The following is a 26535-nucleotide window of genomic DNA, read 5'->3' on the forward strand; positions in this document are numbered from 1 at the left end:
GCGCCCGTAGCTGTCAATTTCTCATGGCCCAGGGCGGACTAGCGGGCACCGTGGTATGTGGCCACGAGCCAGGTGCAGAGCACCGCGCTGAGGAACAGCATCCCACCGGTAAGCAAGCGCCGGCTTGCCGCTTGGGCCGGGGTAGCGGGCGGCGAGGAAAACCAGTGCGCCGCGCCATAGACCAGCAGGGGCACCCAAACGATTGCCCAGCAGGCGTACTTGTTTGCGTACTGGTCGGCTCCGCCCCGGGTAAAGTGCATCGGCACCTGCATCGGCAGCGCCGGCCAGGTCCACGCCAGGCAGGCCACGGGCAACAGCAACAAGCCGAGGACCAAGAGTTGACGCCCGCTAACGGGCTGGAGGAATGAAGGAGTCATAGAGCAGGCGGGGAAGGTAGGATGAAAATCCGTTGCGCCTCGTATGGGGGCGCAACGGATTCCCCTCGTTTCACGCTTCGGACGTGAATGCTGAGCTTAAATATTCATCTTCAGCAGCTTCATGCCGAGCTGCTTTTTCTTTTTGTAGTAGTCCGTCACCATCACGTAACCGGGCTTGGCGGGGTAAAGGTAGGAGTAGGTGGGGCCGGCGTTCAGTTCGATTTTATCGGTGGTGTACTTGCCGCTGTTGCCGAAGCCGATGCCGCCGATGTAGCCCTTCGCGGCCTCGCCCTTCTCCTTGTCGAAGTTGAGGTACACCACGTTGAACTGCGTGTTGGCGTCGTCTTTCTGCAGGAACTGGTAGTCAAAATCGCCCTGCGCCTTCATAATCATGCCCAGCAGGCTGGAACCCATCAGGCCCGCGCCGGGCGGAATCTCGGCGTTGGTCACGGTTTTTGGGAAAAACTTCACGTTGCTGAGCTTGGCCTGCGGGTCGAGCTCGAACACCAGCAGGTTGGCAATCTTGCCTTTGCTCACGCTGGTGCCGCCGCCCAGCGCCTTCATGGCAATGCCCAGGCCGTCGCCCACAATCTTGAACTGCTCGGCCACGATGTACATGCGGCCGTCGGCGCCTTTCACTACGGCGTGGTTGAAATTCACGTAGTTGTCTTCCTGGCTGGCCTTGGCCTCGGCGGGCATGAGGGCGGCCACCTCGTTGTGCCAGCCGTAGTTTTTGGCGCTCACCACCTTGCCGGCTTCCGAGAAGCGCTTCACGAAGAAGCCCTGGCTTTTGTTCACCATGGGCTTGTCGTCGAGCTTGTAGTACTCGCCCACGGCCACAAACTCGCGGGTGCTGGGGTCGAAGGTGAACGAGCTGAGCGAGAGCTGCTCGGTGGGGCTAGTTTCGACGGGCATGTCGAGCAGCTTTTTGCCGGTTTTGGCATCGAGCGCCACCATCGAGAAGTTGAACTTGTGCGACATCAGCCCGTCGCGGCGCATCATCATGCCCAGCAGGTACTTGTCGGCGGCCTCGGTAATGCTCAGCGACTCGTACTGCTTCGATTTTTCGTCCGACGTGATGCGCCAGTGCATGTTCAGCTTGTCGTCGTAGATGGCCAGCGTGTAGCCCTTAGCCATGGCGCCGGTGTAGCCGTTGCGCACGAAGCCCAGGCCCGGCACCGGAATCAGGTTCATGCCCATCATGCCGTTGCCGGCCGGGTCGGCCGACATCGCCTGCGCGGCCAGCATCCGCTTGTCGCCGCCCGACAGGTCGCCGATAACCTTGCTGCCCAGCTTTTTCAGGCTGGTGTCGTAGGTTTCAATCTCCAGGGTCTGGTCCTTGCCGTTGGCGAAATAAAACGCGAAAGCCGAGCCGTTGAATGTGTTTTTCAGCAGCGTGTACCCGGCCGGCTTCTGAATGGTGATGCTCGACACTTTGGTCAAATCCTGGTCATACAGGTCGAGCAGGTAGTTGTCGTTTTTGCGGTCGGCCTTGTCGCCGCGCGTAAACATGACGTAGCCCTTCACCTCGTTGCCTGCATAAATGGGCGAGAGCGCCGCGCGCCGCATGTTCGAGATGCCGTCGATGGTTTGGGTTTGGGCGTGCAGAGCCGCCGGGACTACCAGCGCCATAGCGGCCGCCAGCAGAATGCGTTTAACAAGCATGAAAATGGAGGTAAGGGTGAGAAATAAGCGGAATGGTTTGATGGAATTGAGTTTTCAAAACTTAAAAGGACGTCATGCTGAGCGCAGCCGAAGCATCTCTACCGAGTAGGTATACTATTGCGGTAGAGATGCTTCGGCTGCGCTCAGCATGACGCTCTTTGTAAATGGATAAGCGGCTCTAGCGAATGGATTTCTTGCCCGACGCCGCCGGCTTCGGAAACAGCAGCTTTGCGAATCTGCCGTCGCGGTACTGGGCCTGGTATTGCTGCTGCAGGGCGGTGGCGCGGGGCTCGGCGGCCAGCTTGGCGGCGGCGTAGGCGGCCGCTTGGGCGTATTCGTCGGCAGCCGGCGCAACGGGCGCGTTTTGAGCAAAGCAGGCCACCAGGCCCTTGTAGTCGTCGGCTTTCCAGGCGGTGAGCGTGGTGAGGAGCTGGTTGAAATTATCGGGGTGATGCTTCGAAACGTTGCCCACCACCTCGTAGAAATCGTGCTTCAGCAGGTGCTCGCGCAGCTCGTAGAGGCTCAGCGTCACCACCGAGCGCAGGTAGGCATTCTGGGGCTCGTCGTGCAGCAGCTGCAGCGCCTCGTACAGGGCGTGGTCGTAGCAGTCGTAGTCGAACCAGCTTTGCACGGCCTCCAGGCGGCTCAGCGCCACAATGCGGGCGAACTCCGGCGTAGGCGCCGTGGGCCCGTCGGCAATCTGGCCCTGGGCCAGTTCGCTCAGGTAGCGCATGCGCTTGGCGCAGTCGGGGTGGCTTTTGAGGGTGTCGGTGGTTTCGAGCACCGTTTTGGTGGGCGCGGCCACCGTGAAGATGGACTTGGGCTTGGCCGGCGCTTCGGGCAGCGGGTAGGGGAAATTGGCGCAGCCAAAATACTGGCCCAGCGCCAGCGGCTCAGCCGAAAGCGGTTGGTCGATTTTGTCGAGCAACTGCAGCGCGCGGTAGGCCTGCCGGGTGTCGAAGCTGGTGCGTTTGAGCAGCGCGTAGCCCAGCGAATCGGCCTGCTTTTCGTACTGGCGGTGGTGGAAGTTGCTGTTCAAGGACAAGCCTAGTGCCAGCTCCTTCAGCTTTGAGCTGATGTTGTACTCATCGGCCACAATGCGCTTGAACTCCTTCCGCAGCTCCTTGCTGTGGATGCGGGTGAGCTGCGCGTGCAGGCCGCGCTCCATGTGCGCGCACTGGATGTGGGCCAGCTCGTGGCAGAGTACGTAGGCCAGCTGGCTTTCGTTTTCGAGGCGGCTGAGCAGGCCGATATTCAGCATCACGATGCTGTTGCCCACGGCGTGGGCGTTGGGCTCGGGGTTGCGGCTGAGCACGAGCTGCACGGCCGCCAGCTGCGGGTTGGCCTGCCGGATTTGCCCGAACACGCGCTGCACGTAGGGGTTCAGCACGGGGTCGACGAGGGCGGAGTAGCGGACGGTATTATACACGTCGTCGGCCGCTTCCTGGGCAATGCGTTTGTAATGGTCGCGGTACTCGCCGCTCACCGACTTGGGCGTCACCAGATACTTCTGCACGGCGGCGCGGTGGGCCACGGCCATTTCATGCACCCGCACGGTATCGGCCGAGTAAAAAGGCAGATATGGCGCCTGTTGCGCCAGTGCCGGGGTAGCCAGCACGCTGGCCAATACAGCCAGCAAAAACAGGAGACGCATAAAGCCGTCGGAGGAATAAGTTTTCGGGAAGGAAGACAATCGGTCGGACCAAAGGTAGAACGACGAATTGCTATAATCCTAGCTGTGTATCCGCGGCGGCGAAAGAATTTTTAGCAGTGGAAAACAAGGGATTAAGTGGCTGTATTGGAGTAGGCACACTATGCCTGTCGTCATGCAGAGCGTAGCGAAGCATCTCGCGTGTGGTGGTAATTCAATCACCAAACGAAAAAAATAGTGGTGGCAGGCAAGATGCTTCGCTACGCTCTGCATGACGTTCAATTTGCAGTAACCGCTGGTTTCAACCCGCCGCCACCCGCGCCACCACGGCAAAAAGCGGGTCGGAGCGGCCGGGCGGCAGCGGGCTGCGGTCGAGCAGTTCGATGCCGTGCCAGCCGCCGGCCGCAGTCAGGTACTGGCGCACCAGGGCGAGGTGGCCGCGGTCGTCCAGCGCGTGCCAGGCGGCAATGGCTTTGCTGGGAAAGCAGCGGTTGGAGAAGGTGATGACCAGCGGGGCCTCGGGCCGGAGCACGCGGGCCAGCTCGCGCAGCACCGCCACGGGCTGCGTCAGATAGTCGATGGACACGCAGATGGCCGCACCGTCGAACTCGTCGTCGGCGAAGGGCAGGGCGGGCTGCTGGTTCAGGTCCTGCACCACGAATGACGCCAGCCGCGGGTTGGCTTTCAGCTCGGCTTTGTTCATACCCAGGCCCACCACCCGGCGGTAGAGCACCTCGGGTGGCAGGTGGCTCACCCAACTGCTCATCAGGTCGAGCAGGGTAGAATCCGGCGGAAAGTATTCGCGGTAGAGCTGCGTGACGGCCGCAATGGCGCGGTCGTCGATGTGCGTCACGAAGCGCGGGTGGTGGTAGAATTCCGCATCAGGCGTTTCGTCCTGGCGGCGGAAGATGTTGGCGGGAAGAGCGTCGTCGGGGTTCATTAAATAGGATGTTGGAACGATGTAGAGACGCGACACTTCGCGTCTTGGGGGTGAACGATGGTGGGCAAGCGTTACCCGAACGGCGCGGCCCCGGAGACGCGAAGTGTCGCGTCTCTACAACCCTAGAAAGGCCGCCAGGTACGGCGCCGTGCGGCTTTCCTTCGCCCGCGCCACTTCGCGCGGCGGCCCGGCGGCTACCACGCGCCCGCCGTCCTCGCCCGCGCCGGGGCCGATGTCGATGACCCAATCGGAGCCGGCCACCACGCGCATTTCGTGTTCTACCACAATGACGGTATTGCCGGCTTCCACCAGGCCTTCGAGCTGAAGCATGAGCTTCTCGGTATCGGAAGGGTGGAGGCCGGTGGTAGGCTCATCCAGAACATATAAAGTGTTGCCGCGGCCGATGCGCTGCAACTCGGTGGCGAGCTTGATGCGCTGGGCCTCGCCGCCGCTCAGCTCGGTGGCGGGCTGGCCGAGGCGCAGGTAGCCCAGGCCCACTTCGCGCAGCACGGTGAGGGCGCGATGGATGGCGGGCTCGTCGGCGAAGAACTCCCAGGCGTCGTCCACGGTCAAACCCAGCACTTCGGCGATGTTGCGGCCCTGGTACTGCACCTCAAGGGTTTTGGCGTTGTAGCGGGCGCCGTGGCACACCGGGCAGGGCGCGTACACGCTGGGCAGAAACAGCAATTCCACCATCACGAAGCCCTCGCCGGAGCAGTTTTCGCAGCGCCCCTTGGCCACGTTGAAGCTGAAGCGGCCGGCGTCGTAGCGGCGCTTGCGGGCCTCGGGCGTGGCGGCGAAGAGCTTGCGCACGTGGTCGAACAAGCCGGTGTAGGTGGCCATGTTGGAGCGCGGCGTGCGGCCGATGGGCTTCTGGTCGACGCGCACCAGACGCTTGATTTTGTCCAGGCCGGCCGTAATCTGGCCGCCCAGCGTGGCCGGCGCGGGTGCGGCCAGGGGGTCGGTTTCCTCTTCCTCGGCTTCGATGGCCTGGCCTAGGCTTTCGGCCACCAGCTCCACCAGCACCTGGCTCACAAGGCTCGACTTGCCCGAGCCCGACACGCCCGTAACGGTGGTGAACACGCCCAGCGGAAATTCCACGGCCAGGTTTTCGAGGTTGTTGCGCGTCACGCCGGCCAGCTTTAGCCAGCCGGTGGGCTTGCGCGGCGGCACGTCGGGCAGGGGCGAAGTATCGAAGAGAAACTGGCGCGTCTGCGATTCCAGCACGAGTTGTAAACCTTCGGGCGGGCCGCTGTAGAGGATTTCGCCGCCCTTCTCGCCGGCCGCCGGGCCCACGTCTACCAGCCAGTCGGCCTGGCGAATAACGTCCAGGTCGTGCTCCACCACAAACAGCGAATTACCCGCGCTTTTCAATCCGGCCAACGCTTTCAGCAGCGCCTCGGTGTCGGCCGGGTGCAGGCCGGCGCTGGGCTCATCGAGCACATAAACAACGCCGAAGAGGTTGGAATAGAGCTGCGTGGCCAGCCGTAGGCGCTGCAACTCACCCGGCGAAAGCGTGGGCGTGCCGCGTTCCAGAGACAAATAGCCCAGCCCCAAATCGAGTAGCACCGTGAGGCGGGCGGCCAAATCCTCGGCAATGCGCCGCGCCACAATAGCCTGCTCGGGGTGCTCCTGGTCGTGCTTCTGCTTCCCGGCTTTGCCCTCAGCAAAGGGCTGCAGCAACGCCGCCAGCCGCTTCAGGGGCAGGCGCGACATTTCGGCAATGTCCAGCCCGGCAAACTTCACGCTCAGCGACTCCACCCGCAGGCGCTTGCCGTGGCAGGTGGGGCAGTCGGAACCCAGCATGTATTGGGCCACGCGCTTTTTCATCAGCGCGCTTTGGGTGGTGGCGAAGGTGTGCAGCACGTACTTCTTCACCCCCGTGAAGGTGCCCATGTAGTTCGGCGGCTCGCGGCGCTTGATGGCCCGCTGCGTCTGCTCGGGCGAGTAGCCGGGGTACACGGGCAGCACGGGCTGCTCCTCGGTGAAGAGTATCCAGTCCCGGTCTTTCTGCGGCAAGTCCTGCCAGGGCGTGTCCACGTCGAAGCCCATGCTCACGAGGATGTCGCGCTGATTCTGGCCGCCCCAGGCCTGCGGCCAGGCCGCAATGGCCCGCTCCCGGATGGTGAGCGTGGGGTCGGGCACCATGCTGGCTTCGGTCACCTCATACACGCGGCCCAGGCCGTGGCAGGTAGGGCAGGCGCCCTCGGCGGTGTTGGGCGAAAAGGCTTCGGCGTAAATAATGCCCTGCCCGGCCGGGTAGTCGCCGGCCCGCGAGTACAGCATCCGCAGCAGGTTGGAAAGCGTCGTGACCGAGCCCACCGACGAGCGGGTGCTCGGTGCACCGCGCTGCTGCTGCAACGCCACGGCCGGCGGCAGCCCCTCAATGGCCGTCACCTCGGGCACGGCCATCTGGTGGAACAGCCGCCGGGCGTAGGGCGACACCGATTCGAGGTAGCGGCGCTGGGCCTCGGCGTAGAGCGTACCAAAGGCCAGGCTGCTCTTGCCCGAGCCCGACACGCCGGTGAACACCACCAGCGCATCGCGCGGAATGTCGACGTCGACGTTTTTGAGGTTGTGCTCGCGGGCGCCGCGCACGCGCACGAAACCGGTAAAATCAGCGGTGGAGGAGGATTCGGCGGCTTGAGCCATGAGGGGTAGCGCGGTGGAACAGTGAAATCACCGCCTTGCCCATACGTGACCGGCCCGCCCCAAAGCCAATTATCCCGCTGCTTATTGCACTACCATGCGCGCGGAACTGCCGCCCGCCCGCACTACATAGATGCCCGCCGCCAGCCCGACCAATGGCACAGTCACCGCCGTGACGCTGCTTGCCGCTATTGGCACGGTGCGCACCGTGCGGCCCATGGCATCAACCAGCGCGACGGCTGAAGCCGCTGCTGGTACCCGCACGCGCACTTCGGCGTGGGCCGGGTTGGGCCACACCACCAGCGGACTGGCCGCCGCAGCGGAGCGGGCCGCCAGGGCGGGCCCGGTGCCGTTGTTGAGGCGCACGGTCACTGTGAACTGGCCGTAGTTGCAGGCTGCGAGGTCCAGGTCGCCGTCGTCGTCCAGGTCGCCCAGCACCACGCTGAGGGTGCCACTCGCCGTTGAAACGCTGCTCATGCTGCCAAACACACCGCTGCCGTTGTTGAGGCGAATGTTGACGGACGAGCTAATGATGTTGTAAGCCGTCGAGAGCAGGTCTAGGTCGCCGTCGCCGTCCACGTCAGCGGTTGTCACACAGGTGGGCGAAGCGCCCGCGCTCACGTCCGTCGTGCCGCTGAAAATGCCCTGGCCGTTATTTTGCCGGATGCTGATGCTGCTGCTGCCGTAGTTGGCCGTAAGCAGGTCGAGGTCGCCGTCGTTGTCGATATCCGCTGCGGTCACGAAGCGAGGCGAACTGCCCACCGTCACCGTCGAGCCCGCCACAAAGGTGCCGCTACCGTCGTTGAGGCGCACCGTCACAAAAGTGCCGTAGCCCAGCAGCAGGTCCAGGTCGCCGTCGTTGTCCACGTCGGCGGCGGCCAGGTGAAACAGCGTGTAGCCGGTGGGCGCGCTCAACTCAGTGGTGCCACTGAACACGCCAGTGCCGTCGTTGAAGCGCAAACTCACGGTATTGACGTCGTTGGCGGTGGCCAGGTCCAGGTCGCCGTCGCCGTCCAGGTCGCCGGTTACCACCGTATTGGGGGTGGTGCCCACCGTCACGGCAGTGGCCGCGGCAAAGGTGCCATTGCCGTTGTTGAGGCGCAGCTGCACGCGGTTGCTGCCGTAAAGCGTGAGGAGCAGGTCCAGGTCGCCGTCGCCGTCAATGTCGGCCGTGGTGAGGCAGTAGGGCACGCCGTTGACGGCCAGCGTGGTGCCGCTGGTAAACACGCCCCGGCCGCTGTTGAGGTGTACGCTCACCGAGCCGCCGTTGGAATTAGCCGTGAGCAGGTCCAGGTCGCCGTCGTTGTCGATGTCGGCCATCACCGTATTCACCGGGAAGCTGCTCACACTCAAGTTAGCGCCCCCACTAAAAGTGCCGTTGCCCCCAGTGGCGGCAGCCGTGAACTGGTACACGAACGGCGCCGTGATGGTGCTGCCGGCGCTGTTTTGCGCGCCGGGCAGCAGGGTGGCCTGCAGGGTTTCGCCGGGCCGGAAAGGCACCGCCGGCGCGAAGCCGACCGTGCTGCCGCTGGCCGTGGCCGTGCCCGCCAGCCGGCCGCCCCGCTGCCCGCTGAACACCCGCAACGGCCCCGCCGCGACGGCTGCCCCGCTCACCGGCTGCGAAAATGCCGCCACCACCGCCGCGCTGCGCGGCGCATTGGGCTGGTTGGGCCGGGGCAGAAACCGCGGGATGGCCAGCCCAAAATATACCTCAAAGGCCGTGCTGCTCACCGACGTGCCCGCCGGCACATCTACGCTGACAATGCCCGTGGTAGCGCCCGCCGGCACCGTGGCGGTGAGCACATTGGCCGACACCACCGTGAAAACCGCCGCCGTGCCGTTGAAGCGCACGGCCGTAGCCGCCGCCAGGTTGGCCCCGGTGAGGGTGACGGCGGTGCCCTCCGTGCCGCGGGCCGGCGTGAAGGAGGTCACCAGCGGGCCCAGGTTGAAGCGCACGCTCACGCTGCCGGTGCTGTTGCTGGCCGTGAGCAGGTCGAGGTCGCCGTCGCCGTCCAGGTCGGCCGCGGCGGGGCCGAACGGCGCCGGGCCCACGGGCACGGTGCTGCCCAGGCCAAACACGCCGCTGCCGTTGTTGAGGCACATGCTGACCAGGTTGTCGGTCTGGCTGGGCACCACGCAGTCGAGGTCGCCATCGCCGTCCACGTCGGCCAGGGCCAGGTTGTCGGCGCCCGCCGGAATCACCAGCCGGGTGCCGACTGGTGCGGCCGTGAAACTGCCCGTGCCGTTGTTCAGCTGCACCAGCAAGTTGTTGGGACTGGAAAACCGGTCCTTGCGAAAGGCAATGAGCAGGTCCACATCGCCGTCGTTGTCCACGTCGCCCGCCCGGAGCCCGGTGATGCCCGAGTCGGTTAAGATGGGTGAGTCGGCGTTGCCCAGCGTGTTGCTGCTAAAAACGCCGCTGCCATTGTTGAAATGCACCCCCACCAGCCCGCCGTGCAGGTAGCCCACCACCACGTCGAGGTCGCCGTCGCTGTCCATGTCGGCCAGCAGCACCAGCCCGGTGCCAATCCGCTGGTTGACGAGAAAGCTCTGGCCGCCGCTGAACACGCCGCTGCCGTTGTTGAAGCGAATAATGGCCATTGAGCCCGTGCTGCTCACCGCGGCCAGGTCCAGGTCGCCGTCGCCGTCCAGGTCGCCCAGGGTCAGGTTGTTGGTGCCAATGCCCAGGTTGGGGTCGGTGCCGGGGCTGAAGCCGCCGCTGCCGTTGTTCAGGCGCAGGCTCACCGTGGCCGAATTGTTGGCCGATGTCAGCAGGTCGAGGTCGCCGTCGTTGTCCACGTCGCCCACGGCCAGGTTTTCGGCGCCGCCGCTCACGGCCACGGTGCCGCTGCCACTGAAGGCGCCCGAGCCATCGTTGAGGCGAATGCTCACCGAACCGCTGTACTTCAGGGCCAGCAGGTCCAGGTCGTTGTCGCCGTCCACGTCGGCGGCCGCTATCTGGTCCAGGCTGGCGGCCACGGGCACCTCGCCGCCCCCAAAAAGGCCGGTGCCGGCCGTGGCTGCCGCCGTAAACTGGTACACCGTCGGCTGGGCCAGCGCGGTGCCCGTGCTGCTCTGCGCCGCCGTGGTGAGGGTGGCCTGCAGGGTTTCGCCCGGCCGGAAGGGCACCGTCGGCGCGAAGCCGACCGTGCTGCCGCTGGCCGTGGCCGCGCCCGCCAACTTGCCGCCCCGCTGCGCGCTGAACACCCGCACGGCGCCCGTGGTGGCCGCCCCGCTGCTCACCGGCTGCGAAAGGGTAAATCCCACCGCCGAAGCGCGCGGCGCACTCGTCGCATTGCGGGCCGGGGCCACGCCCGTCACGGAAAAAGTCTGGGCATGAACTGTAGCAGAAAGGAGAGCAAGCAGACCAAGTAAAGCGTGTTTCATTCGAAAGAATAAAGAGGAAATGAAAGGTAATTACGCTTTTGAGAATAAGCCCTTAGCGCACCATGCTGAGCGAATTATTCCCGGCAATACTATAGGCAGGATGGCCCGGGCTGCGCACGCCGGTCAGGTAGCGCGAACTTTGAAGTTCGCGTGGCAGAACGACATCCGAAGCGGCGAGGAGACGCGAACCACAAAGCCCGTGCTACTGCGCCGCGACCCGAATTTGGACCAGGCTGGCCGAGTTCATGCAGTAGCGCAGGCCACCCGGCGCGGGCCCATCGGGAAAGACGTGGCCTAGGTGCCCGCCGCACGCATTGCAGCGCGCTTCCATGCGCTGCATGTTAAAGCTTTCGTCAAAAAAATACGCAATAGCCCCTCGCGTAGCCGGCTGCCGGAAGCTGGGCTAGCCCGAAATGGCGTGATACTTCTCCGCGCTCTCGAAAAGCAGTGCGCTGCAGCCGGCGCAGGCGTAGCGGCCGGGCTCGTAGGCGCGGCAGTAGGCGTTGCGGTAGGGCGGCTCGGTGGCGGCTTCGCGCAGCACTTGGAACCGCTCGGGCGGCAGCCGCGCGGCCCACTCGGCGGCGGTGTGCTCCACGCGCCGGACAGGCTCGGGGTTGCCATATCGGGCGTAGGTGAGGACGTCTTTCCAGCGCAGCATGCAACGATTGGCCGGGCGCGGTTAGGCGTTGGTGGCCAGCAGCGCCACCACGGCGGCAGGGTCGTCGACTTCAATGATGAGTTGCTGGTACTCTTCGTCGTGCAGGTCGATGACTACCACGTTTTCGGGGTGCACCACGTCGACAAACGCGGGCTTGAGGCCCGGCACGCCGTGCAGGTAAAAAGTCCCGGCTTTGATGACCCACGGCATATAAGTGCCCAGCGCCCGGAAACCGCTGAGGTTTTTGCCCACTTCCGCATCGGCCCGGACGCCCGTAATGTGGCTGCGCGGAATGGTGAGCGAGCTTTTAAAAGCCCAAAGTTTGTGCAGGCCCTGCACGGTGAATACGACGGTGTCGTGCTGAATGGTGACGTCAACCATGAATCGGGTTATTGAGCAAGCGAAGGGGAGGAATTGGGAATGGCGGCTTCGGGGCCGTACGGCGCACTTTGGCCAGCAGTTTGGGCCCGCATCAATAGCAAATAAGCGCCGCCCGACACCAGGAAGCCCACAAACCAGGCGTAGTTGTACACCGCCACCAGCCCCGGCCACACCGCGCCCTTATCCAGCACGCCAATGGCGGTGAGAAAGCCCGGCACGTTGGGCAGAATGCCAATGACGAGGGCCAGCATGGCCGCCGTGTTCACACCGTTGCGGTAGGCGTAGCGGCCGTGGTACTGGTAAAGGTCGGGCACGTCGAGGCGCTGGTGGCGGATGAGGTAGTAGTCGACAATCATGATGCCGCCGATGGGCCCGAGCAAGCCCGAATACCCTACCAGCCAAGTGAATATGTAGCCCGAAGGGTCGGCGATGAGCTTCCAGGGGAAGATGAGCACGCCGAGCACGCCGGTGATGTAGCCGCCGGTTTTGAAGCTGATGCGCTCGGGCGAAAAGTTGGCGAAGTCGTTGGCCGGGCTCACGATATTGGCCGCGATGTTGGTGGCCAGCGTGCTCAGGGCCACGGCCAGCATGGCAAAGCTCACCAGCAGCTTGCTATCGAACTTACCCGCCAGCACCACCGGGTCCCAAATGGTTTTGCCGTAGATGACGAACGTGGCCGACGTCACGACCACGCCCACGAAGGAAAACAGTGTCATCGACGTGGGCAGCCCGATGGCCTGACCCATCTGCTGGGCGCGCTGGCTGGTGGCGTAGCGCGTGAAATCCGGAATGTTGAGCGAGAGCGTGGCCCAGAAACCCACCATGCCCGTGAGCGAGGGAAAGAAAAACGCCCAAAACTGCGCGCTGCTCGTGAATTTGCTCGGCTGCGCCAATATCGGCCCCAGCCCATTGCCCGCCGAAATGGCCCACCACAGCAGCGCCAGCGCCGCCACCGGCAGGAAAAACGCCTTGAACACCAACAGCTTGCGAATGCTATCGACGCCCTTGTGTACCACATACATATTCAGCAGCCAAAACAGAAAAAACAGAATGGCCGGCCCCGTAGCCAGTCCCCAACTAGCCGGAAATACCGCTGGCAGCGTAGCCAACGACGGTACCCACAGCACCGCCATTTGGTAGAGCGCATAGCCGCCAATCCAGGTCTGAATCCCAAACCAGCCGCAGGCGATGATGGCGCGGAGCAGCGCCGGCACATTGGCCCCGCGCACCCCAAAGCTGGCCCGCGCAAACACCGGGAACGGAATGCCGTACTGCGCGCCCGCCCGGCCATTCAACAGCATGGGCACCAGTACGATAGTGTTGCCCAGGAAAATGGTGAGCAGGGCCTGCCACCAGTTCATGCCGCCCTCGATGAGCGAACTGGCCAGCATGTAGGTGGGGATGCACAGGCTCATGCTAATCCAGAGCGCGGCGTAGTTGCCGGTGCCCCAGGTGCGTTCGGCGGGCAGCACGGGCGCCAGGTCGGGGCTGGTGAGGCCGGGGGCGGCCACGGGTTCGGGAGCGGTATTCATAGCGGGTTTTCGAAGAAGAATTTCTAGCAGAATGGACGGAAGACTAACGCTGCCCGGCCGCCGCGCGGCGTTGCCGCCGCACGGTTTCGGCCTGGTAGAAAGCGGCTTCGTCGGCGTAGGCGTCCACGGCCCAGGCGGGGCGGTCGCGGACGATGAGCTCGCGCGAGCTTTGGAGCATAGCCCAGGTTTCGGCAGTGCCTAGGGCGCGGGTGGAGTCGGCCAGCAAAGCGGCCTGGCACTGCTGCAGCACCGATTCCTGGTAGGCAATCTGGGGGCCGCCGGGGCCCTTTAGCTTGCTGGCGGGCGTGCGCTTCTGGTAGTAGGAATCGCCGTGGTAGGTGGCCGTGGTCACGTAACGGTCAGAGCTGGCGTCGCGGATTTTGCGGTTGCCCGCCACGGCGGCATCCACGCCCAGCCGGGTGCCCAGCGAAATAGCATGGATGAGATTGGCTTGGGCGGAGGCTGAGTCGGCCAGGCCCAGAATAGCCAGCAAGAGTAGAAGGTGTTTCATGCGAAGAAGTGGGAGTGCAAATGCGGCCCGACAAGGGCTGGCCAAGATACACGGGCTCATGCAAAAACGCACCATTAGCTTTAGTGCAGCAGCCCGGCCACCGCTATGCTATACCAGCAGCCGATACCCGTTGGCCAGCTCGCTAAACGCCGTCACTTGCCGGGCCTGCCAGGCTTCGTCGTGGCCCAGCTCCCGGGCCAGCAGCGCGGCCACCACAGGCGCCGCCCGCACAGCCGCCGCGGCATCCAGAAACAGCAGGCGCACGCGTCGGGCCAGCACGTCTTCCACGGTGCGGGCCAGCTCGTGGCGCGCCGCCCACACCACTTCGGCCTGCTGAAATTCCAGCGGTGGCGCTAATTTTTCAGCCAAGGCCGGAATTTCGGCCATGAGCTGCTGCAGGCTGGCGTAGTCGGAGCCGTAGTGGCCCTGGTGGCTGGTGGCGGGTACAGCATCGGTTCCGGCAGCGCCGTGAATGGGCAGGTGCGCGGTGCGGCTGGGCGCGGCCGGAAGCATGCCCCGGGCAATGGCGTAGTCGAGCGTGTCCTGGCCCATGCGGCGGTAGGTGGTCCACTTGCCGCCGGTAATGGTGATGAGGCCGCTGGCCGAAGCCACGATTTTGTGCCGCCGCGAAACTTCCTTCGTTTTTGCAGAGCCATTAACCGAAGCCGCCAGCGGGCGCAGGCCCACAAACACGCTCCGCACATCGGCGCGGGTGGGGGGCTGGGCCAGGTACTGGGCCGCGGTGCGCAGCAGAAAGTCGATTTCGGCCTCCTGCGGCCGGGGCTCCAGGCTGGCGGTGGGCACGGGCGTATCGGTGGTGCCGAGGAGGACGTGGCCCAGCCACGGCACGGCAAACAGCACCCGGCCGTCCTCGGTTTTGGGAATGAGTAGGGCCGCGTCGCCGGGCAAAAACGAGCGGTCCAGCACCAGGTGCACGCCTTGGCTGGGCTGCACCAGCGGGCGGGTGCCGGGCTCGTCCAGCCGCCGCACTTCGTCTACAAAAATGCCGGTGGCATTCACCACGGCTTTGGCGCGCAGCTCGTAGGCGCGGCCGGTTTCGAGGTCGCTGGCGCGCACGCCGATGAGGCGGCCGGCGGCGTCTTTCAGCAGGTCCCGCACGGCGCAGTAGTTGAGGGCCGTGCCGCCGTGGTCGATGACGGTTTGGGCCAGGTTCACGGCCAAGCGGGCGTCGTCGAACTGGCCGTCGTGGTACAGTACCCCGCCGCGCAGGCCTTCGGGGCGCAGGGTAGGCAGTTGGCGCAGCGTTTCGGCCCGGCTGAGGTGAGTGGAGGCGCCCAGGCTGAGGCGGCCGGCCAGCAGGTCGTACAGCTTCAGGCCGATGGTGTAGAACGGGCCGCCCCACCAGTTGTAGTTCGGGATGATGAAGGACTGATTGCGGCAGAGGTGCGGCGCATTTTGCAGCAGCAGGCCGCGCTCGTGCAGGGCCTCGCGCACCAGCCCTACGTCGCCCTGGGCTAGGTAGCGCACGCCGCCGTGTACCAGCTTGGTGCTGCGGCTGCTGGTGCCTTTGGCGAAGTCGGCCTGCTCCAGCAGCAGCGTCCGGTAGCCCCGACTGAGGCCGTCAAGGGCCACGCCCAGCCCCGTGGCCCCGCCGCCGATGACTATGAGGTCCCAGGCCGGCGTGGCGGCTAGCTGCTGAAGCAGGGTTGCGCGGGAGTAGGGATTGGGAGTAGGTGGGAGGCGAGACATGGGCGAAGATTTAAACGGACCAGACCGAAACCAGAACGTCATGCTGAGCGCAGCCGAAGCATCTCTACCGCAATAGTAAATAATTGCGTCGCGCGGTAGAGATGCTTCGGCTGCGCTCAGCATGACGTTCTTTCTGCTCACTGCTCACTGCTCACTGCTCACTGCTCACTGCTCACTGCTCACTGCTCACTGCTCACTGCTCAGCGCAGCAGGCCGGCTACCTGCTCCACCAGCACGGGCACGCTGAGGCCGCCCATCACCAGCACCACCAGCCAGCCGGCGGCCAGCATCCAGCGCGGGTGGCGGTAGGTGCCCATCAGGCGGGCGCTGGTGGCGGCAACGAGGACGATGCCCAGGGCAATGGGCAGAATTAATCCATTCACCGCGCCGGCGAAAACAAGCAGCTGCGCCGGCTTGCCCACCAGCACAAATACGCCGGTCGAAAGCACAATAAACACCGAAATACATGCCCGCTCATAGCGTTCGAAAACGGGGTGGAAGGTCTTGAAAAACGACACCGACGTGTAGGCCGCGCCCACCACCGACGAGATGGCCGCGCTCCACAAAATCACCCCAAACACCCGAAAGCCCACCTCGCCCGCCGCCGCGCGGAACACGCCTGCGGCCGGGTTGTCCTTGTCAAGCACCGCTCCCTTCACCAATACGCCCACAATGGCCAGAAACAGCACAAACCGCATAACCGTGGAAATAATGATGCCGCTGAGGGCGCTGCGCGTCACTTCGGGCTGGCTTTCGGGACCCTTGATGCCCGCATCGAGCAGCCGGTGCGCGCCCGAAAACGTGATGTAGCCGCCAACCGTGCCGCCCACGATGGTGACAATGGCCGCCGCGCTAATCTGCGTGGGCAGCACCGTGTGGTGCAGCGCCTGCAGCAGGGGCGGGTGCGCGCTGATGGCAATGCCCAGCGTGAGCAGAATTTTGACGGTGCCCAGAATCTTGGTGAAGCCGTCGAGCATCTTCCCGATTTCCTGCACCCAAAACAGCAGCAGCGCCACCGCGCAGCTTATCATCGCGCCCTGCTCGAAGCTCAGGCCGGTGAGCACGTTCAGCCCCAGCCCGCAGCCGGCAATGTTGCCGATATTGAAGGCGAAGCCGCCCAATATCACCATCGCGGCCAGAAAATACCCCAGGCCCGGCAGCAGCTTATTGGCCAAGTCCTGGGCCCGCAGCTCGCTCACCGTGAGAATGCGCCAGGTGTTGAGCTGCGCGCCGATGTCGAGCAGCACCGACAGCAGAATGACGAACCCAAAGCTGGTGAGCAGCTGCTGGGTGAACACCGTAGTCTGCGTCAGAAAACCCGGCCCGATAGATGAATTCGCCATCAGAAACGCCGCGCCGAGGGTGGCACCGCCCCACCAGCGGGCTTTGGGCCGCGGCCTCATGGGGCCACGGCCGGGCGGGCCGCTTGCAGCTGCACGCCAGCGGCGCGCAATGCTTCATTCAGCCGTTGGGCAAATTCCAGGGTGTGGGCGCCGTCGCCGTGCAGGCACACGGTGTCGGCGCGCAGTGCCACGTCGGAACCCTGCTGGGAGCGTACCTGGCCGGCCTGCACCAGGCGCAGCACCTGGGCAATGGCAGCATTTGCGTCGGTGATAAGGGCGTCGGGCTGGCGGCGCGGGGTGAGGGTGCCGTTGGCCTGGTAGGTGCGGTCGGCAAAGACTTCGTGGGCGGTGCGCAGGCCCAACTTCTCGCCGGCCTTGGTCAGCTCCGAGTTGGCCAGGCCGTAGAGCACCAGCTCGGGCTGCACCCGGTACACGGCCTCGGCCAGGGCTTCGGCCAGGGCGGCGTTGGTAGCGGCCATGTTGTAGAGGGCGCCGTGGGGCTTGAGGTGATGCAGGCGCCCGCCTTCGGCCTTCGCCACCGCAGTTATTGCCCCTAACTGATACACCGTCAGGTTAAAAGCTTCTTCGGCCGAAAGGTCTAGGTTGCGCCGGCCAAAGCCCACCAAATCGGGCAGGCCGGGGTGCGCCCCGATGGCCACGCCGTGCTTCAGGGCGGCACGCACGGTTTGCCGCATCACGGAGGGGTCGCCGGCGTGAAAGCCGCAGGCAATGTTGGCCGAGGTAATGAAGGGCAGCAGGCCTTCGTCATTGCCCAGCGTCCAGGCGCCGAAACTTTCGCCCATGTCGCAGTTGAGGTCGATGGTATGGGTTGGGGGCATGAGGTTCTTGATTAGTTGCCGAAAACAGTTGCAATGCCTCGCCGCAAGGCCCGCAGCTCCTGTTCTCGCGCAAGGTACAGCGCCTGCGCCTCGGCCAGAGAAACCTCTTGAAAGTAAACCAACTGCCCCGGCCGCACCTGCGCCAGCGCCGAAAAATCAACTGAAATCACCTGCGCAATGCGCGGGTAGCCGCCGGTGGTTTGGTGGTCGGCCATGAGAACGATGGGCTGGCCGCCGGCCGGCACCTGCACCGTGCCAAAGGTGACGGCGCTCGATAGTAGCTCGGCGCTGGTATGGCGCTGGAGCGGAGGCCCTTGCAGGCGGTAGCCCATGCGGTCAGAATCGGGCGTCACGGTAAAAGGCTGCTGCCAGAAAGCCTGTTGGCTTGCCGGTGTAAACTGCTCATATTCCGGCCCGGCTACGGCCCGAATGGTGGGGTTCGGCAGGGGCGTGGGGCACAGGGCCAGGCCTGGTGTCCAGGTGGCCTGCATCCATATCCGGGAAGAAGCGGTGGCCGCCAAAGCAGCTATGATGCGTTGGCCTGCCGGGGTTGGGTGGGCGCCGGGCAGCACGTCGCCGGCCCGCAGCGCCCGGCCGTGCAGCCCGCCAAAGCTGGCCCGCAGGTACGTACTGCGGCTGCCCAGCACCGGCGCCACGGCCACGCCGCCCGCCACCGCCAGGTAGGCCCGGCTGCCCGCCACCGGCACGCCAAAATCCAGCTCCGTGCCGGCCGCCACCCACACGGGCCGATGCAAGCCCACCGGCTGGCTGTTGAGGGTGGGGGAGAGGTGCGCGCCGGTGAGGGCAATGAGGTGGTCGGCTTCGAACCGGATTAGCGGGCCCAGGAGCGTGATTTCAAGAACAGCGGCATTTTCGGCATTGCCCACCAGCAGGTTGGCCACGCGCAGGGCGCAGGCGTCCATCGCGCCGCTCACGATGATTCCTTCTTGCTGGTAGCCGAAGCGGCCGAGGTCCTGCACGGTGCTGAGCAGGCCGGGACGGAGAATGCTAAGACTCATGCCGCTGGAGCTGCTTAAATTCCGCTTCGCTGATGGGTACGAAGCGCAGCCGCTGCCCCGCCTGCAGGCGGCTGGGTTGGGCCCAGTCTGGATTGAACAACCGGAGCGGCGTGCGGCCAATGAGCTGCCAGCCGCCCGGCGTGGGCAGGGAATAAATGCCGGTTTGGGCCCCCGCAATGCCCACCGCGCCGGCCGGCACCAGCGGGCGCGGCTGCGGCCGGCGCGGGGTGGCCAAGCGCGCATCCAATCCGCCCAGATACGGGAAGCCGGGCGCAAAGCCAATCATATGCACGAGGTATTCGGGGGCCGAATGGCGGGCAACGACCTCCTCGCAGCTCAGCCCGGTGTGCGCGGCCACCGCTTCCAAATCGGGTCCGAACGCGCCGCCGTAGCAGACCGGAATTTCTACCAAAATTTCCTCCGTGGCAACGGCCGTGGCCAGCGCGGCCGGCAGCAGCTGCCGGATGGTTTCCGCCAGCCGCTCGTAGGGTTGGTAGCGGCCATTGTCGCTCAGCCGCCACGGGTCGTAGTACAAAGTGAGGGTGGTAAAGGCGGGCACCAGCTCACGCTGGCCTTCAACTGGGTGCTGCGTGAGGTAGCTGCGCACGGCCTGGATGGCCTGGTGCGTTTCGGCGCTGATATCGGTGCCAAATTCGAGCACAATGGCCGCGTCGCCGAGCGGAAACAGCCGCACCGGGGCGGGGCGCGTGGGCAGGGGCTCGGGCGGGAGGCTCACGGGTTGGCGGTTACTTTTGGGCTCTTTGCACCGAGCTTTTGCCGATGAATTTTAGCTTCCGTAAATATGGCAGGGCCAGCGGGTTTCTGTTGGCTTTGCTGGCCGCCGCCTGCCAGCGCCACCCCATTGCCCAAACCGTGCTGCCCGCCGCTGCTGCCGTTTCGGCGGTACCTACGCGCCCGCTGCCGCCCGTCGAAAAAGGCGTGTCCGGGGCACTGGCCGTGGCGCGCAAGCAGAACATCAGCCGTGTGGCATACGCGCTGGGGTTTGTCATTCCGGCTGAGCGCTCCAAGCCTATCGAAGCGCTGGAAACGGTATCGTTCAACCTGCGCGACGCCCGCGACTCGGTGCAGCTGGACTTCAAAGCCCCGACGGCCAACCTGCACCGCCTCGCGGTGAATGGCCAGCCCGTGGCCATCGACCACCGCAACGAGCACCTCGTACTACCGGCCGCGGCCTTGAAAATCGGCCGTAACGTGTCCGAAATTAGCCTTACGGCCGGCGAGCAGTCGCTCAACCGCAACGCCGACTACCTCTACACCTTGCTGGTGCCCGACCGCGCCCGCACCGTCGTCCCGGTCTTCGACCAGCCTGACCTAAAGGCCACATTTTCCCTGACGCTCACCGTGCCCCAGCAGTGGCAGGCCGTGGCGAATGCGCCGGTGGCTGACTCAACCCAGCGCACCGCTGACGGGGTATTGCCGGGCAAGAAAACGTATGTTTTCGCCACCTCAGATAGCATCAGTACCTACCTGTTTTCGTTCGCCGCCGGCAAGTTTACGCGAGTCAGCCGCACGCTCAATGGCCGCCCGATGACGCTGCTGCACCGCGAAACCGACCCGGCTAAGCTGCGCCTGAGCCTGGGCCCCATTTTCCAGCTGCATGCTGATGCGCTGGCGTTTATGGAGCAATACACGGGCCTCAAGTACCCGTTTCAGAAGTTTGATTTCACGGCTATTCCCGACTTCCAGTACGGTGGAATGGAACACGTCGGGGCTATTGATTACAAGGCGTCGACGCTGTTTCTGGACGAGGGCGCGACGCAGGACCAGGTGCTGGCCCGCGCCAACCTGGTTTTGCACGAAACGGCGCACATGTGGTTCGGTGATTTGGTGACGATGCGCTGGTTCAACGACGTGTGGATGAAGGAGGTGTTTGCCAATTTCATGGCCGACAAAATCACGCAGGTATCGGTCAAAAACTCGAACTACGACCTCAAATTCGTCGTCGACCACTACCCCGCGGCCTACGGCATCGACCGCACGGCCGGCGCCAACCCCATCCGGCAGCCGCTGGCCAACCTGCAGGACGCGGGCTCGCTCTACGGCAACATCATCTACCACAAGGCGCCCATCATGATGCGCCAGCTCGAGCGCCTGATGGGCCCCGAAGCCTTCCGGGCCGGCCTGCAGGAATACCTGCTCACCTACGCCCACGGCAACGCCACCTGGCCCGACCTCATCGAAATCCTGGACGCCCGCACGCCCGCCGACCTGCAGGCCTGGAACCAGGTGTGGGTGAACCAGCCCGGCCGGCCCGTGTTCAGCTACCGCATCAGCGGCGGCCACGACCAGCGCTACGGCCTGTATGTGAAGCAGACGGCCGAGGACGGCTCCGACCGCTTGTGGCCGCAGGAGTTTGAGGTCCTGATTGAGTCGGCCAGCGGCGAGCAGCAGCAGTTGAGCGTGAAAATGGACGGCGCGGAAAAGGGCATTCGAATTCCTTTCCTGCCGAAGCGCATTGTGTTCAATTCCACCGGTATGGGCTACGGCGTGTTTCCGGTGCTGCCGGAGCTGCTGCCGAAGCTCACTGAGTTGAAAAGCCCCGTGGCCCGCGCCGCCAGCTACGTCAACCTCTACGAAAACATGCTCAACGGCCAGGTCATCAAGCCGCTGGAATTGCTCACGACCTACCGCCAGGCCCTCACCCGCGAGCCCGAGGAGCTGAACCTGAAGCAGCTCACGGGCCAGGCCAGCGCCATTTTCTGGCAGTTTCTCACGCCGGCGCAGCGGCAGGCCGTGGGACCGGGCCTGGAAGCCGACCTGTGGGCCGCGCTGCTGAAAAACCCGGCGCCGAATTCCAAAAAGCAACTGTTCAAAACCTATCAGTCCATCGCCCTAACCAAACCCGCCCAAACGCGCCTCTACCAAATCTGGCAGTCGCAGCAGGCCCCGGCCGGCGTGAAGCTGACCGAGGACGACTATACCGCGCTGGCCTTGGCGCTGGCCGTGCGCGACTACCCTACCGCCGCCGCCATCCTGCCCGCTCAGCTGGCCCGCATTACAAACGTGGACCGCCGCCAGCGTCTGGAGTTTTTGATGCCCGCCCTCTCGCCCGATGTGGCCACGCGCGATGCCTTCTTTGCGTCGCTGAAAAACGACAAAGGCCGCGAAAAAGAAGCCTGGGTGACCACGGCGCTGGGCTACCTGCACCACCCGCTGCGCCAAGCTACCTCCGAAAAATACCTGCCCGCCAGCCTCGATTTGCTGGAAGAAATCCAGCTCACCGGCGACATTTTCTTTCCCTATTCGTGGCTGCAGGCCACGCTGGGTAGCTACCAGTCGCCCACGGCCGCCGCCACGGTGCGGGCCTTCCTGGCCGCCCACCCCAATTACAACCCCAAGCTGCGCGCCAAGCTCTTCCAAACGGCCGACGACCTGTTCCGGGCCGAAAAGCTGGCCCGCTAAACCCCGAGTATTTTGCAGCCAATTTCAGTCATGATGCGCGTGGAAATTCAGAAAATAATGGCCAGCCCGGGTCGGCTGCCGAACATGGTTCGACGGTTGGGCCAGTTGAGCATCCTGAGCGGCTGGGCGCTGCTGGTGGCCTGCTCCGGCCCCTCCACTCCCGAAAAAGCCCCCGTTACGGCTGGTCCGGAAGCTGCGCCAACAACGCCCGCCGCTACCGCCGCGCCCGGCAAAGCGGAGTTGCAGACCTACTACGCCGGTACGCTGGGCGGCAAGCTGGCCGTACGCCTGTGTTTGCTGCCCGTCGATACTGCTGTGTACGGCGACTATTACTACGAGCCGCGCGGGGCGGGCCTGGCCCTGCTGGGCGCGCGCCTGCCCACCGGCCAGCTGCGGCTGCGCGAGTTCGGCAGCCGCAAGCACCCCGACCGGCCCACGGCCGAGTTCCTGCTCACGCCCGCACCCGACGGCACCCTGGCCGGCACCTGGCGCACGCTGCCGCCCGCCCGGCCCCGCCAGCTAGCCGTGGCGCTGCAGCCTTACACCCCGCCGCCCGTGGCCGACTGTCGCGTCCGAACTGTCGGGGCCGACTCCGGCGAGCTCACCATCACGCTGCCCGATGCGGCCGTGACCCAGCTGCTGCGGGTGCAGCTGCGCCGCCTCGTGGCCGAAGACAGCGGCGACCCCGGTACTCAGATGCTGACCGTGGACTACGCCGACAACTGCCTGCTCAGCATCATGTTGCACAGCGAAATGGTGGGCGCCAGCGTCACACCCGGCGTCAGCCACAGCGTATTCGACCTGCGCACCGGCGAAGGCATTGCGATAGAAGATGAGATTGACCCGCGCAAAGTGCCCGCCCTGGTGGCCGAGGCCAACCGCCGCCTGCAGGCGCAGCTCCAGCGCTACATCAAAGACAACAAGGCGGAGGAAGGCGACGGCGGCATTTTGCAGGAAGAAGACGTGGCCGGCCTGCGTCAGCAGCAGTACACCCGCGCCACCTTCGACGCCTACTATGGCAGCTACCTGCTCGATGACTCCGTGCGCTTTAACTTTCCCATCGAATACGAATACATGAACAGCTTCGTGTCCAAGATGTACACCAACGCTTTCGCGGCACCCTTTTCCTTTGCCGAAATTCAGCCTTACTTATTGCCCAACAGCCCCCTGCGCCGCCTGACGCCGGCGGCCAAGCCCAGCCGTTAGCGTTGCGGTTGTGCGCGGCTGGGTCATGCTACCTTCGGCCGCTGCCGCACCGGCCGCTTGCCACCTTCACCCAATCAATTCATGAAAACCGCTGCTACGCTGGCCTTGTTGGCTGTTGGCATCCTGGCCTTCCGCCCGGCCCTGCCGCCCACCGAAACCCTCAAAGCCGAAGCCCTGCAGGATTTGCAGGCGCACTACGCGGAGTACCAGAAGGTGGCGCAGCGCATCTGGGGCTTTGCCGAAGTGGGCTACAAGGAAACCAAAAGCTCGGCCCTGCTGCAGGAGGAGCTGCGCAAAAACGGCTTCGCGGTGCAGGCCGGTGTGGCCGACATTCCCACGGCCTTCGTGGCCACCTACGGCAGCGGGCAGCCGGTCATTGGCATCCTGGCCGAGTACGACGCCCTGCCCGGGCTGGCCCAGCAGGCGGTGGCCGACAAAACCGCCATTGCCGGGCAGGACGCCGGCCATGGCTGCGGGCACAATCTCTTCGGCACGGCCAGCGTGGCCACGGGCATTGCCCTCAAAAAGCTGCTGAAGGAAGGCAAACTGCACGGTACCGTGAAGGTATACGGCTGCCCGGCCGAGGAAGGTGGCAGCGGCAAGGTGTACCTGGTGCGCGCCGGCTTGTTCCAGGGCGTGGACGCGGTGCTGCACTGGCACCCCGCCAGCCAAAACGCCACGATGGTGGGCAAGTACATTGCCAATACCTCGGCCAAGTTCCGATTCCACGGCATTGCCGCGCACGCGGCGGCTGCGCCCGAGCGGGGCCGCAGCGCCCTCGACGGCGTGGAGGCGATGGACCACATGGTGAACATGATGCGCGAGCACGTGCCCCAAGAAACCCGCATTCACTACGTCATCACCGGGGGCGGCAAGGCGCCCAACGTGGTGCCCGATTTTGCGGAGGTGTACTACTACGTGCGCCACCCCAACCGGGCCGAGGTGCAGGCCGTGTTCGAGCGCGTGGTGAAGGCCGCCGAGGGTGCCGCCTTGGGCACCGGCACCACCATGGACTACGAAATCATCGGCGGTACCCACGATTTGCTGGTGAACGAAACCCTGGCCCACGCCCTGCAGCGCAACCTGGAGCAGGTAGGTGGCGTCGCCTACACGGCCGAGGAAGCGGCTTTTGCTCAAAAAATCCAGGCGTCGCTGGGCGTGCCGGCGCCGCCCGTGGCGCAGGCCGCGGCCATCGAGCCCTACCAAATGCGGAGCTTGGGTGGCAGCTCCGACGTGGGTGACGTGAGCTACGTGGTGCCCACCGTGGGCCTCTCGGCTGCCACCTGGGTGCCCGGCACGCCCGCGCACAGCTGGCAGGCCGTGGCGTGCAGCGGCAAGGAAATCGGCACCAAAGGCCTGATGGTGGCCGCCAAAACCATGACCCTGACGGCCATCGACCTTTTTACTTCCCCCGACCTCCTGGCCAAGGCCAAAGCCGAGCTTGCCCAGCAGGTGGGCAGCTACGTCTACAAGCCCCTGCTCGGCGACCGCAAGCCCGCCCTCAACTACCGCGACTAGCTGGGCCGCCAGCGAAACAACTGCGGGCCGAGGGCGCGCATGATGCACAGTATGCCATCGAGGTGGTCGCATTCGTGCTGCAACAGTTCGGAGGGAGCGTCCTGCACGGGCCACACCTGCGGCTGCCAGTGTTCGTCGCGGTAGCGCACCGTCACGGCCTGGTGGCGCCGCACCCGCACCAGCAGGTTGGGGAAACTCATGCAATCGTCCCACAGCTCGAAGGCGACCGCGCTGGCGTCGGTCAGCTCGGGATTGAGCAGCACCGAGGGCTGGTCGAGATTGAGGTACACCAGGCGCTTCATCATACCGAGCTGCAGGGCCGCAATGCCGCGCCCGAAGTGGTATTTGGCGCGTACCTCGCTCATCCCGTTATGCAGGTCGGCCACCCAGCCCGCTATCAGCGGCAGCTCGGTTTCGAGCACCGGCTCGCACACCTCGTACAGGCGCGGGGCGCCGAACAAGCCCAGGTCGGCCAGGGTTTTCATGGGAAGATGCCGTTTAGAAGCCTAAATCGTCTGTCATCTTGAGCGCAGCGAAAGACCTTACCAAGTCAGAATGAATTTTGCTCTGCTTGCTGATAAGGTCCTTCGCTGCGCTCAGGATGACAGCCGACTTGATTTTCTAAACAGCTTCTAAGCGGACAACCAGCCTGCGGCCGGTTTTACTACCTTCGAAAGCATGGACGGTACCTATCAGCAACTCGCCATCGAAGCCATTTGGCAGCCCGCGCCCGGCGCCCGCACGCTGGTGCTGCGCCCCGCACCCGGCGAAGCGCTGCGCTACGAGGCCGGCCAATACCTCACGCTGGTGCGGGAGGCTTTTGGCACCGAAGTGCGCCGGTCCTATTCCTTTAGTTCGGCCCCGGTGCTGGGCGAGGCGCCGGCCATCACCGTGAAGCGCATCGACAACGGCCTGTTTTCGCGCTGGCTGGTGGATGAGGTGCGGGTGGGCGACGTGCTGCGGGCCAGCGGCACGGGCGGCTTTTTCACCCTGCCGGCCAACGCGGATGACTATCAGCAGCTCATTTTGCTGGCGGCCGGCAGCGGCATCACCCCCATTTTCTCGCTCCTGAAAACAGTGCTGCACCGGCACCGGCACCCATTCGTGCTGCTCTGCTACGCCAACCGCGCCCCGGCCGACGCCCTGTTTCTGGAGGAGCTGCAAACCCTGGCGCAGCAGTTTCCGCAGCGGCTGCACCTGGAGCTGTTCTTCAGCCACGACCCCGTACTTTACCGCGCCCACCTGCACCGCGAGCTGCTCGAGCAGCTGGTGGCCGAGCACGCGCCGGCCCCGCCCGCCCGCACCCTGGCCTACCTCTGCGGCCCCTTGGATTTCATGCGCATGGGCACCTACGGCCTGCACGAAGCCGGCCTGCCGCTGGCCCACATTCGGCGCGAGCTGTTCCAAACCGGCCAGCCCGCGCCTGCCCCGCTCGCCCCGCCCGATACGGCCGCGCACACCGTCACGGTGCGGCTGCGCGGGCAGGAGCATCGCCTCACGGTGCAGTTTCCGCGCACCATTCTGCAAGCGGCTCGGTTGGCGGGCGTGCAACTGCCCTACAGCTGCGAGGTGGGCCAGTGCGGCAACTGCGCCGCCCGCTGCACCCAGGGCCACGTTTGGATGGCGGCCAACGAAGTCCTCACCGACCGCGAGCTGGCCCGGGGCCTTGTGCTCACCTGCACCGGCTATCCTGTGGGTGGCAACGTGACCCTGGTGCTGTAGCGCA

Annotated in this window: 19 protein-coding genes and 1 pseudogene; 4 read left to right on the forward strand and 16 right to left on the reverse strand. The window is 65.0% G+C overall.

What is annotated here, in order from left to right:
- Window positions 1-38: 38 nt before the first annotated feature.
- From Q4S41_RS06395 to pxpB, 15 genes and pseudogenes are all read right to left on the reverse strand, one after another.
- Window positions 39-377, reverse strand: coding sequence for a DUF1648 domain-containing protein (locus Q4S41_RS06395; protein ID WP_305030269.1), 339 nt, complete (start codon window positions 375-377; stop codon window positions 39-41).
- 96 nt (window positions 378-473) lie between these two features.
- Window positions 474-2042, reverse strand: a complete 1569-nt coding sequence (locus tag Q4S41_RS06400) for a DUF6770 family protein (RefSeq protein ID WP_305030270.1) — start codon at window positions 2040-2042, stop codon at window positions 474-476.
- Window positions 2043-2220: 178 nt separating this feature from the next.
- Complete coding sequence (locus Q4S41_RS06405; RefSeq protein WP_305030271.1) at window positions 2221-3696, reverse strand: M48 family metalloprotease; 1476 nt, start codon at window positions 3694-3696, stop codon at window positions 2221-2223.
- A 298-nt stretch (window positions 3697-3994) separates the two neighbouring features.
- Complete coding sequence (locus Q4S41_RS06410) at window positions 3995-4633, reverse strand: class I SAM-dependent methyltransferase (protein WP_305030272.1); 639 nt, start codon at window positions 4631-4633, stop codon at window positions 3995-3997.
- A gap of 114 nt (window positions 4634-4747) precedes the next feature.
- Window positions 4748-7285: an excinuclease ABC subunit UvrA gene (uvrA, locus tag Q4S41_RS06415; RefSeq protein WP_305030273.1), complete on the reverse strand. Its 2538-nt coding sequence runs from the start codon at window positions 7283-7285 to the stop codon at window positions 4748-4750.
- Window positions 7286-7366: 81 nt separating this feature from the next.
- On the reverse strand, window positions 7367-10669 hold the full coding sequence (locus Q4S41_RS06420) for a beta strand repeat-containing protein (protein ID WP_305030274.1): 3303 nt from the start codon (window positions 10667-10669) through the stop codon (window positions 7367-7369).
- 202 nt (window positions 10670-10871) lie between these two features.
- A pseudogene (gene msrB, locus Q4S41_RS06425) lies at window positions 10872-11327 on the reverse strand (peptide-methionine (R)-S-oxide reductase MsrB).
- 21 nt (window positions 11328-11348) lie between these two features.
- Window positions 11349-11708 (reverse strand): hypothetical protein, encoded by a 360-nt coding sequence (locus Q4S41_RS06430; RefSeq protein WP_305030275.1) that lies wholly within the window; start codon window positions 11706-11708, stop codon window positions 11349-11351.
- 8 nt (window positions 11709-11716) lie between these two features.
- Entirely contained in the window at window positions 11717-13240 is a 1524-nt protein-coding gene (locus Q4S41_RS06435) for an NCS1 family nucleobase:cation symporter-1 (protein ID WP_305030276.1), read from the reverse strand.
- A gap of 43 nt (window positions 13241-13283) precedes the next feature.
- Complete coding sequence (locus Q4S41_RS06440) at window positions 13284-13751, reverse strand: hypothetical protein (protein ID WP_305030277.1); 468 nt, start codon at window positions 13749-13751, stop codon at window positions 13284-13286.
- Between the two features lie 108 nt (window positions 13752-13859).
- On the reverse strand, window positions 13860-15461 hold the full coding sequence (locus Q4S41_RS06445) for a glycerol-3-phosphate dehydrogenase/oxidase (protein ID WP_305030278.1): 1602 nt from the start codon (window positions 15459-15461) through the stop codon (window positions 13860-13862).
- A 200-nt stretch (window positions 15462-15661) separates the two neighbouring features.
- On the reverse strand, window positions 15662-16864 hold the full coding sequence (locus Q4S41_RS06450; protein WP_305030279.1) for an NRAMP family divalent metal transporter: 1203 nt from the start codon (window positions 16862-16864) through the stop codon (window positions 15662-15664).
- On the reverse strand, window positions 16861-17643 hold the full coding sequence (locus tag Q4S41_RS06455; protein ID WP_305030280.1) for a LamB/YcsF family protein: 783 nt from the start codon (window positions 17641-17643) through the stop codon (window positions 16861-16863). Before Q4S41_RS06455 ends, Q4S41_RS06450 begins: the two co-directional genes overlap by 4 nt.
- Window positions 17644-17654: 11 nt before the next feature.
- Complete coding sequence (locus Q4S41_RS06460) at window positions 17655-18662, reverse strand: 5-oxoprolinase subunit C family protein (protein ID WP_305030281.1); 1008 nt, start codon at window positions 18660-18662, stop codon at window positions 17655-17657.
- The gene (gene pxpB, locus Q4S41_RS06465; RefSeq protein WP_305030282.1) at window positions 18652-19398 is read right to left on the reverse strand and encodes a 5-oxoprolinase subunit PxpB; all 747 of its coding nucleotides are present in this window, start codon (window positions 19396-19398) and stop codon (window positions 18652-18654) included. The genes Q4S41_RS06460 and pxpB overlap by 11 nt, the downstream gene beginning before the upstream one ends.
- Before the next feature lie 44 nt (window positions 19399-19442).
- Here pxpB and Q4S41_RS06470 point away from each other — a divergent pair, with 44 nt between their 5' ends.
- The 3 genes from Q4S41_RS06470 to Q4S41_RS06480 all read left to right on the forward strand — a co-directional run bounded on the left by Q4S41_RS06470 (window position 19443) and on the right by Q4S41_RS06480 (window position 24809).
- On the forward strand, window positions 19443-22085 hold the full coding sequence (locus Q4S41_RS06470; protein WP_305030283.1) for a M1 family aminopeptidase: 2643 nt from the start codon (window positions 19443-19445) through the stop codon (window positions 22083-22085).
- Window positions 22086-22169: 84 nt separating this feature from the next.
- Window positions 22170-23291, forward strand: a complete 1122-nt coding sequence (locus tag Q4S41_RS06475; protein ID WP_305030284.1) for a hypothetical protein — start codon at window positions 22170-22172, stop codon at window positions 23289-23291.
- Between the two features lie 81 nt (window positions 23292-23372).
- The gene (locus tag Q4S41_RS06480; RefSeq protein WP_305030285.1) at window positions 23373-24809 is read left to right on the forward strand and encodes an amidohydrolase; all 1437 of its coding nucleotides are present in this window, start codon (window positions 23373-23375) and stop codon (window positions 24807-24809) included.
- On the opposite strand, the gene Q4S41_RS06485 is transcribed toward Q4S41_RS06480, so the two are convergent.
- Complete coding sequence (locus Q4S41_RS06485) at window positions 24806-25294, reverse strand: peptide deformylase (protein ID WP_305030286.1); 489 nt, start codon at window positions 25292-25294, stop codon at window positions 24806-24808. The genes Q4S41_RS06480 and Q4S41_RS06485 overlap by 4 nt on opposite strands.
- A 193-nt stretch (window positions 25295-25487) precedes the next feature.
- On the opposite strand from Q4S41_RS06485, the gene Q4S41_RS06490 reads away from it, so the two are divergent.
- Window positions 25488-26531, forward strand: a complete 1044-nt coding sequence (locus Q4S41_RS06490) for a ferredoxin--NADP reductase (RefSeq protein ID WP_305030287.1) — start codon at window positions 25488-25490, stop codon at window positions 26529-26531.
- Window positions 26532-26535: the final 4 nt, after the last annotated feature.

Origin of the sequence: Hymenobacter convexus (assembly GCF_030580955.1) — a bacterium.
Taxonomy (GTDB): Bacteria; Bacteroidota; Bacteroidia; order Cytophagales; family Hymenobacteraceae; genus Hymenobacter.

Bases quoted from the DNA above. Each gene is read 5' to 3' on its own strand.
- Q4S41_RS06395 (WP_305030269.1), bottom strand. From the start codon at position 377: ATGACTCCTTCATTCCTCCAGCCCGTTAGCGGGCGTCAACTCTTGGTC.
- Q4S41_RS06490 (WP_305030287.1), top strand. From the start codon at position 25,488: ATGGACGGTACCTATCAGCAACTCGCCATCGAAGCCATTTGGCAGCCC.
- Q4S41_RS06470 (WP_305030283.1), top strand. From the start codon at position 19,443: ATGAATTTTAGCTTCCGTAAATATGGCAGGGCCAGCGGGTTTCTGTTG.
- Q4S41_RS06475 (WP_305030284.1), top strand. From the start codon at position 22,170: ATGGTTCGACGGTTGGGCCAGTTGAGCATCCTGAGCGGCTGGGCGCTG.
- Q4S41_RS06485 (WP_305030286.1), bottom strand. From the start codon at position 25,294: ATGAAAACCCTGGCCGACCTGGGCTTGTTCGGCGCCCCGCGCCTGTAC.
- Q4S41_RS06435 (WP_305030276.1), bottom strand. From the start codon at position 13,240: ATGAATACCGCTCCCGAACCCGTGGCCGCCCCCGGCCTCACCAGCCCC.
- Q4S41_RS06410 (WP_305030272.1), bottom strand. From the start codon at position 4,633: ATGAACCCCGACGACGCTCTTCCCGCCAACATCTTCCGCCGCCAGGAC.
- Q4S41_RS06460 (WP_305030281.1), bottom strand. From the start codon at position 18,662: ATGAGTCTTAGCATTCTCCGTCCCGGCCTGCTCAGCACCGTGCAGGAC.
- Q4S41_RS06445 (WP_305030278.1), bottom strand. From the start codon at position 15,461: ATGTCTCGCCTCCCACCTACTCCCAATCCCTACTCCCGCGCAACCCTG.
- Q4S41_RS06440 (WP_305030277.1), bottom strand. From the start codon at position 13,751: ATGAAACACCTTCTACTCTTGCTGGCTATTCTGGGCCTGGCCGACTCA.
- Q4S41_RS06420 (WP_305030274.1), bottom strand. From the start codon at position 10,669: ATGAAACACGCTTTACTTGGTCTGCTTGCTCTCCTTTCTGCTACAGTT.
- Q4S41_RS06405 (WP_305030271.1), bottom strand. From the start codon at position 3,696: ATGCGTCTCCTGTTTTTGCTGGCTGTATTGGCCAGCGTGCTGGCTACC.
- Q4S41_RS06455 (WP_305030280.1), bottom strand. From the start codon at position 17,643: ATGCCCCCAACCCATACCATCGACCTCAACTGCGACATGGGCGAAAGT.
- Q4S41_RS06450 (WP_305030279.1), bottom strand. From the start codon at position 16,864: ATGAGGCCGCGGCCCAAAGCCCGCTGGTGGGGCGGTGCCACCCTCGGC.
- Q4S41_RS06430 (WP_305030275.1), bottom strand. From the start codon at position 11,708: ATGGTTGACGTCACCATTCAGCACGACACCGTCGTATTCACCGTGCAG.
- Q4S41_RS06480 (WP_305030285.1), top strand. From the start codon at position 23,373: ATGAAAACCGCTGCTACGCTGGCCTTGTTGGCTGTTGGCATCCTGGCC.
- uvrA (WP_305030273.1), bottom strand. From the start codon at position 7,285: ATGGCTCAAGCCGCCGAATCCTCCTCCACCGCTGATTTTACCGGTTTC.
- Q4S41_RS06400 (WP_305030270.1), bottom strand. From the start codon at position 2,042: ATGCTTGTTAAACGCATTCTGCTGGCGGCCGCTATGGCGCTGGTAGTC.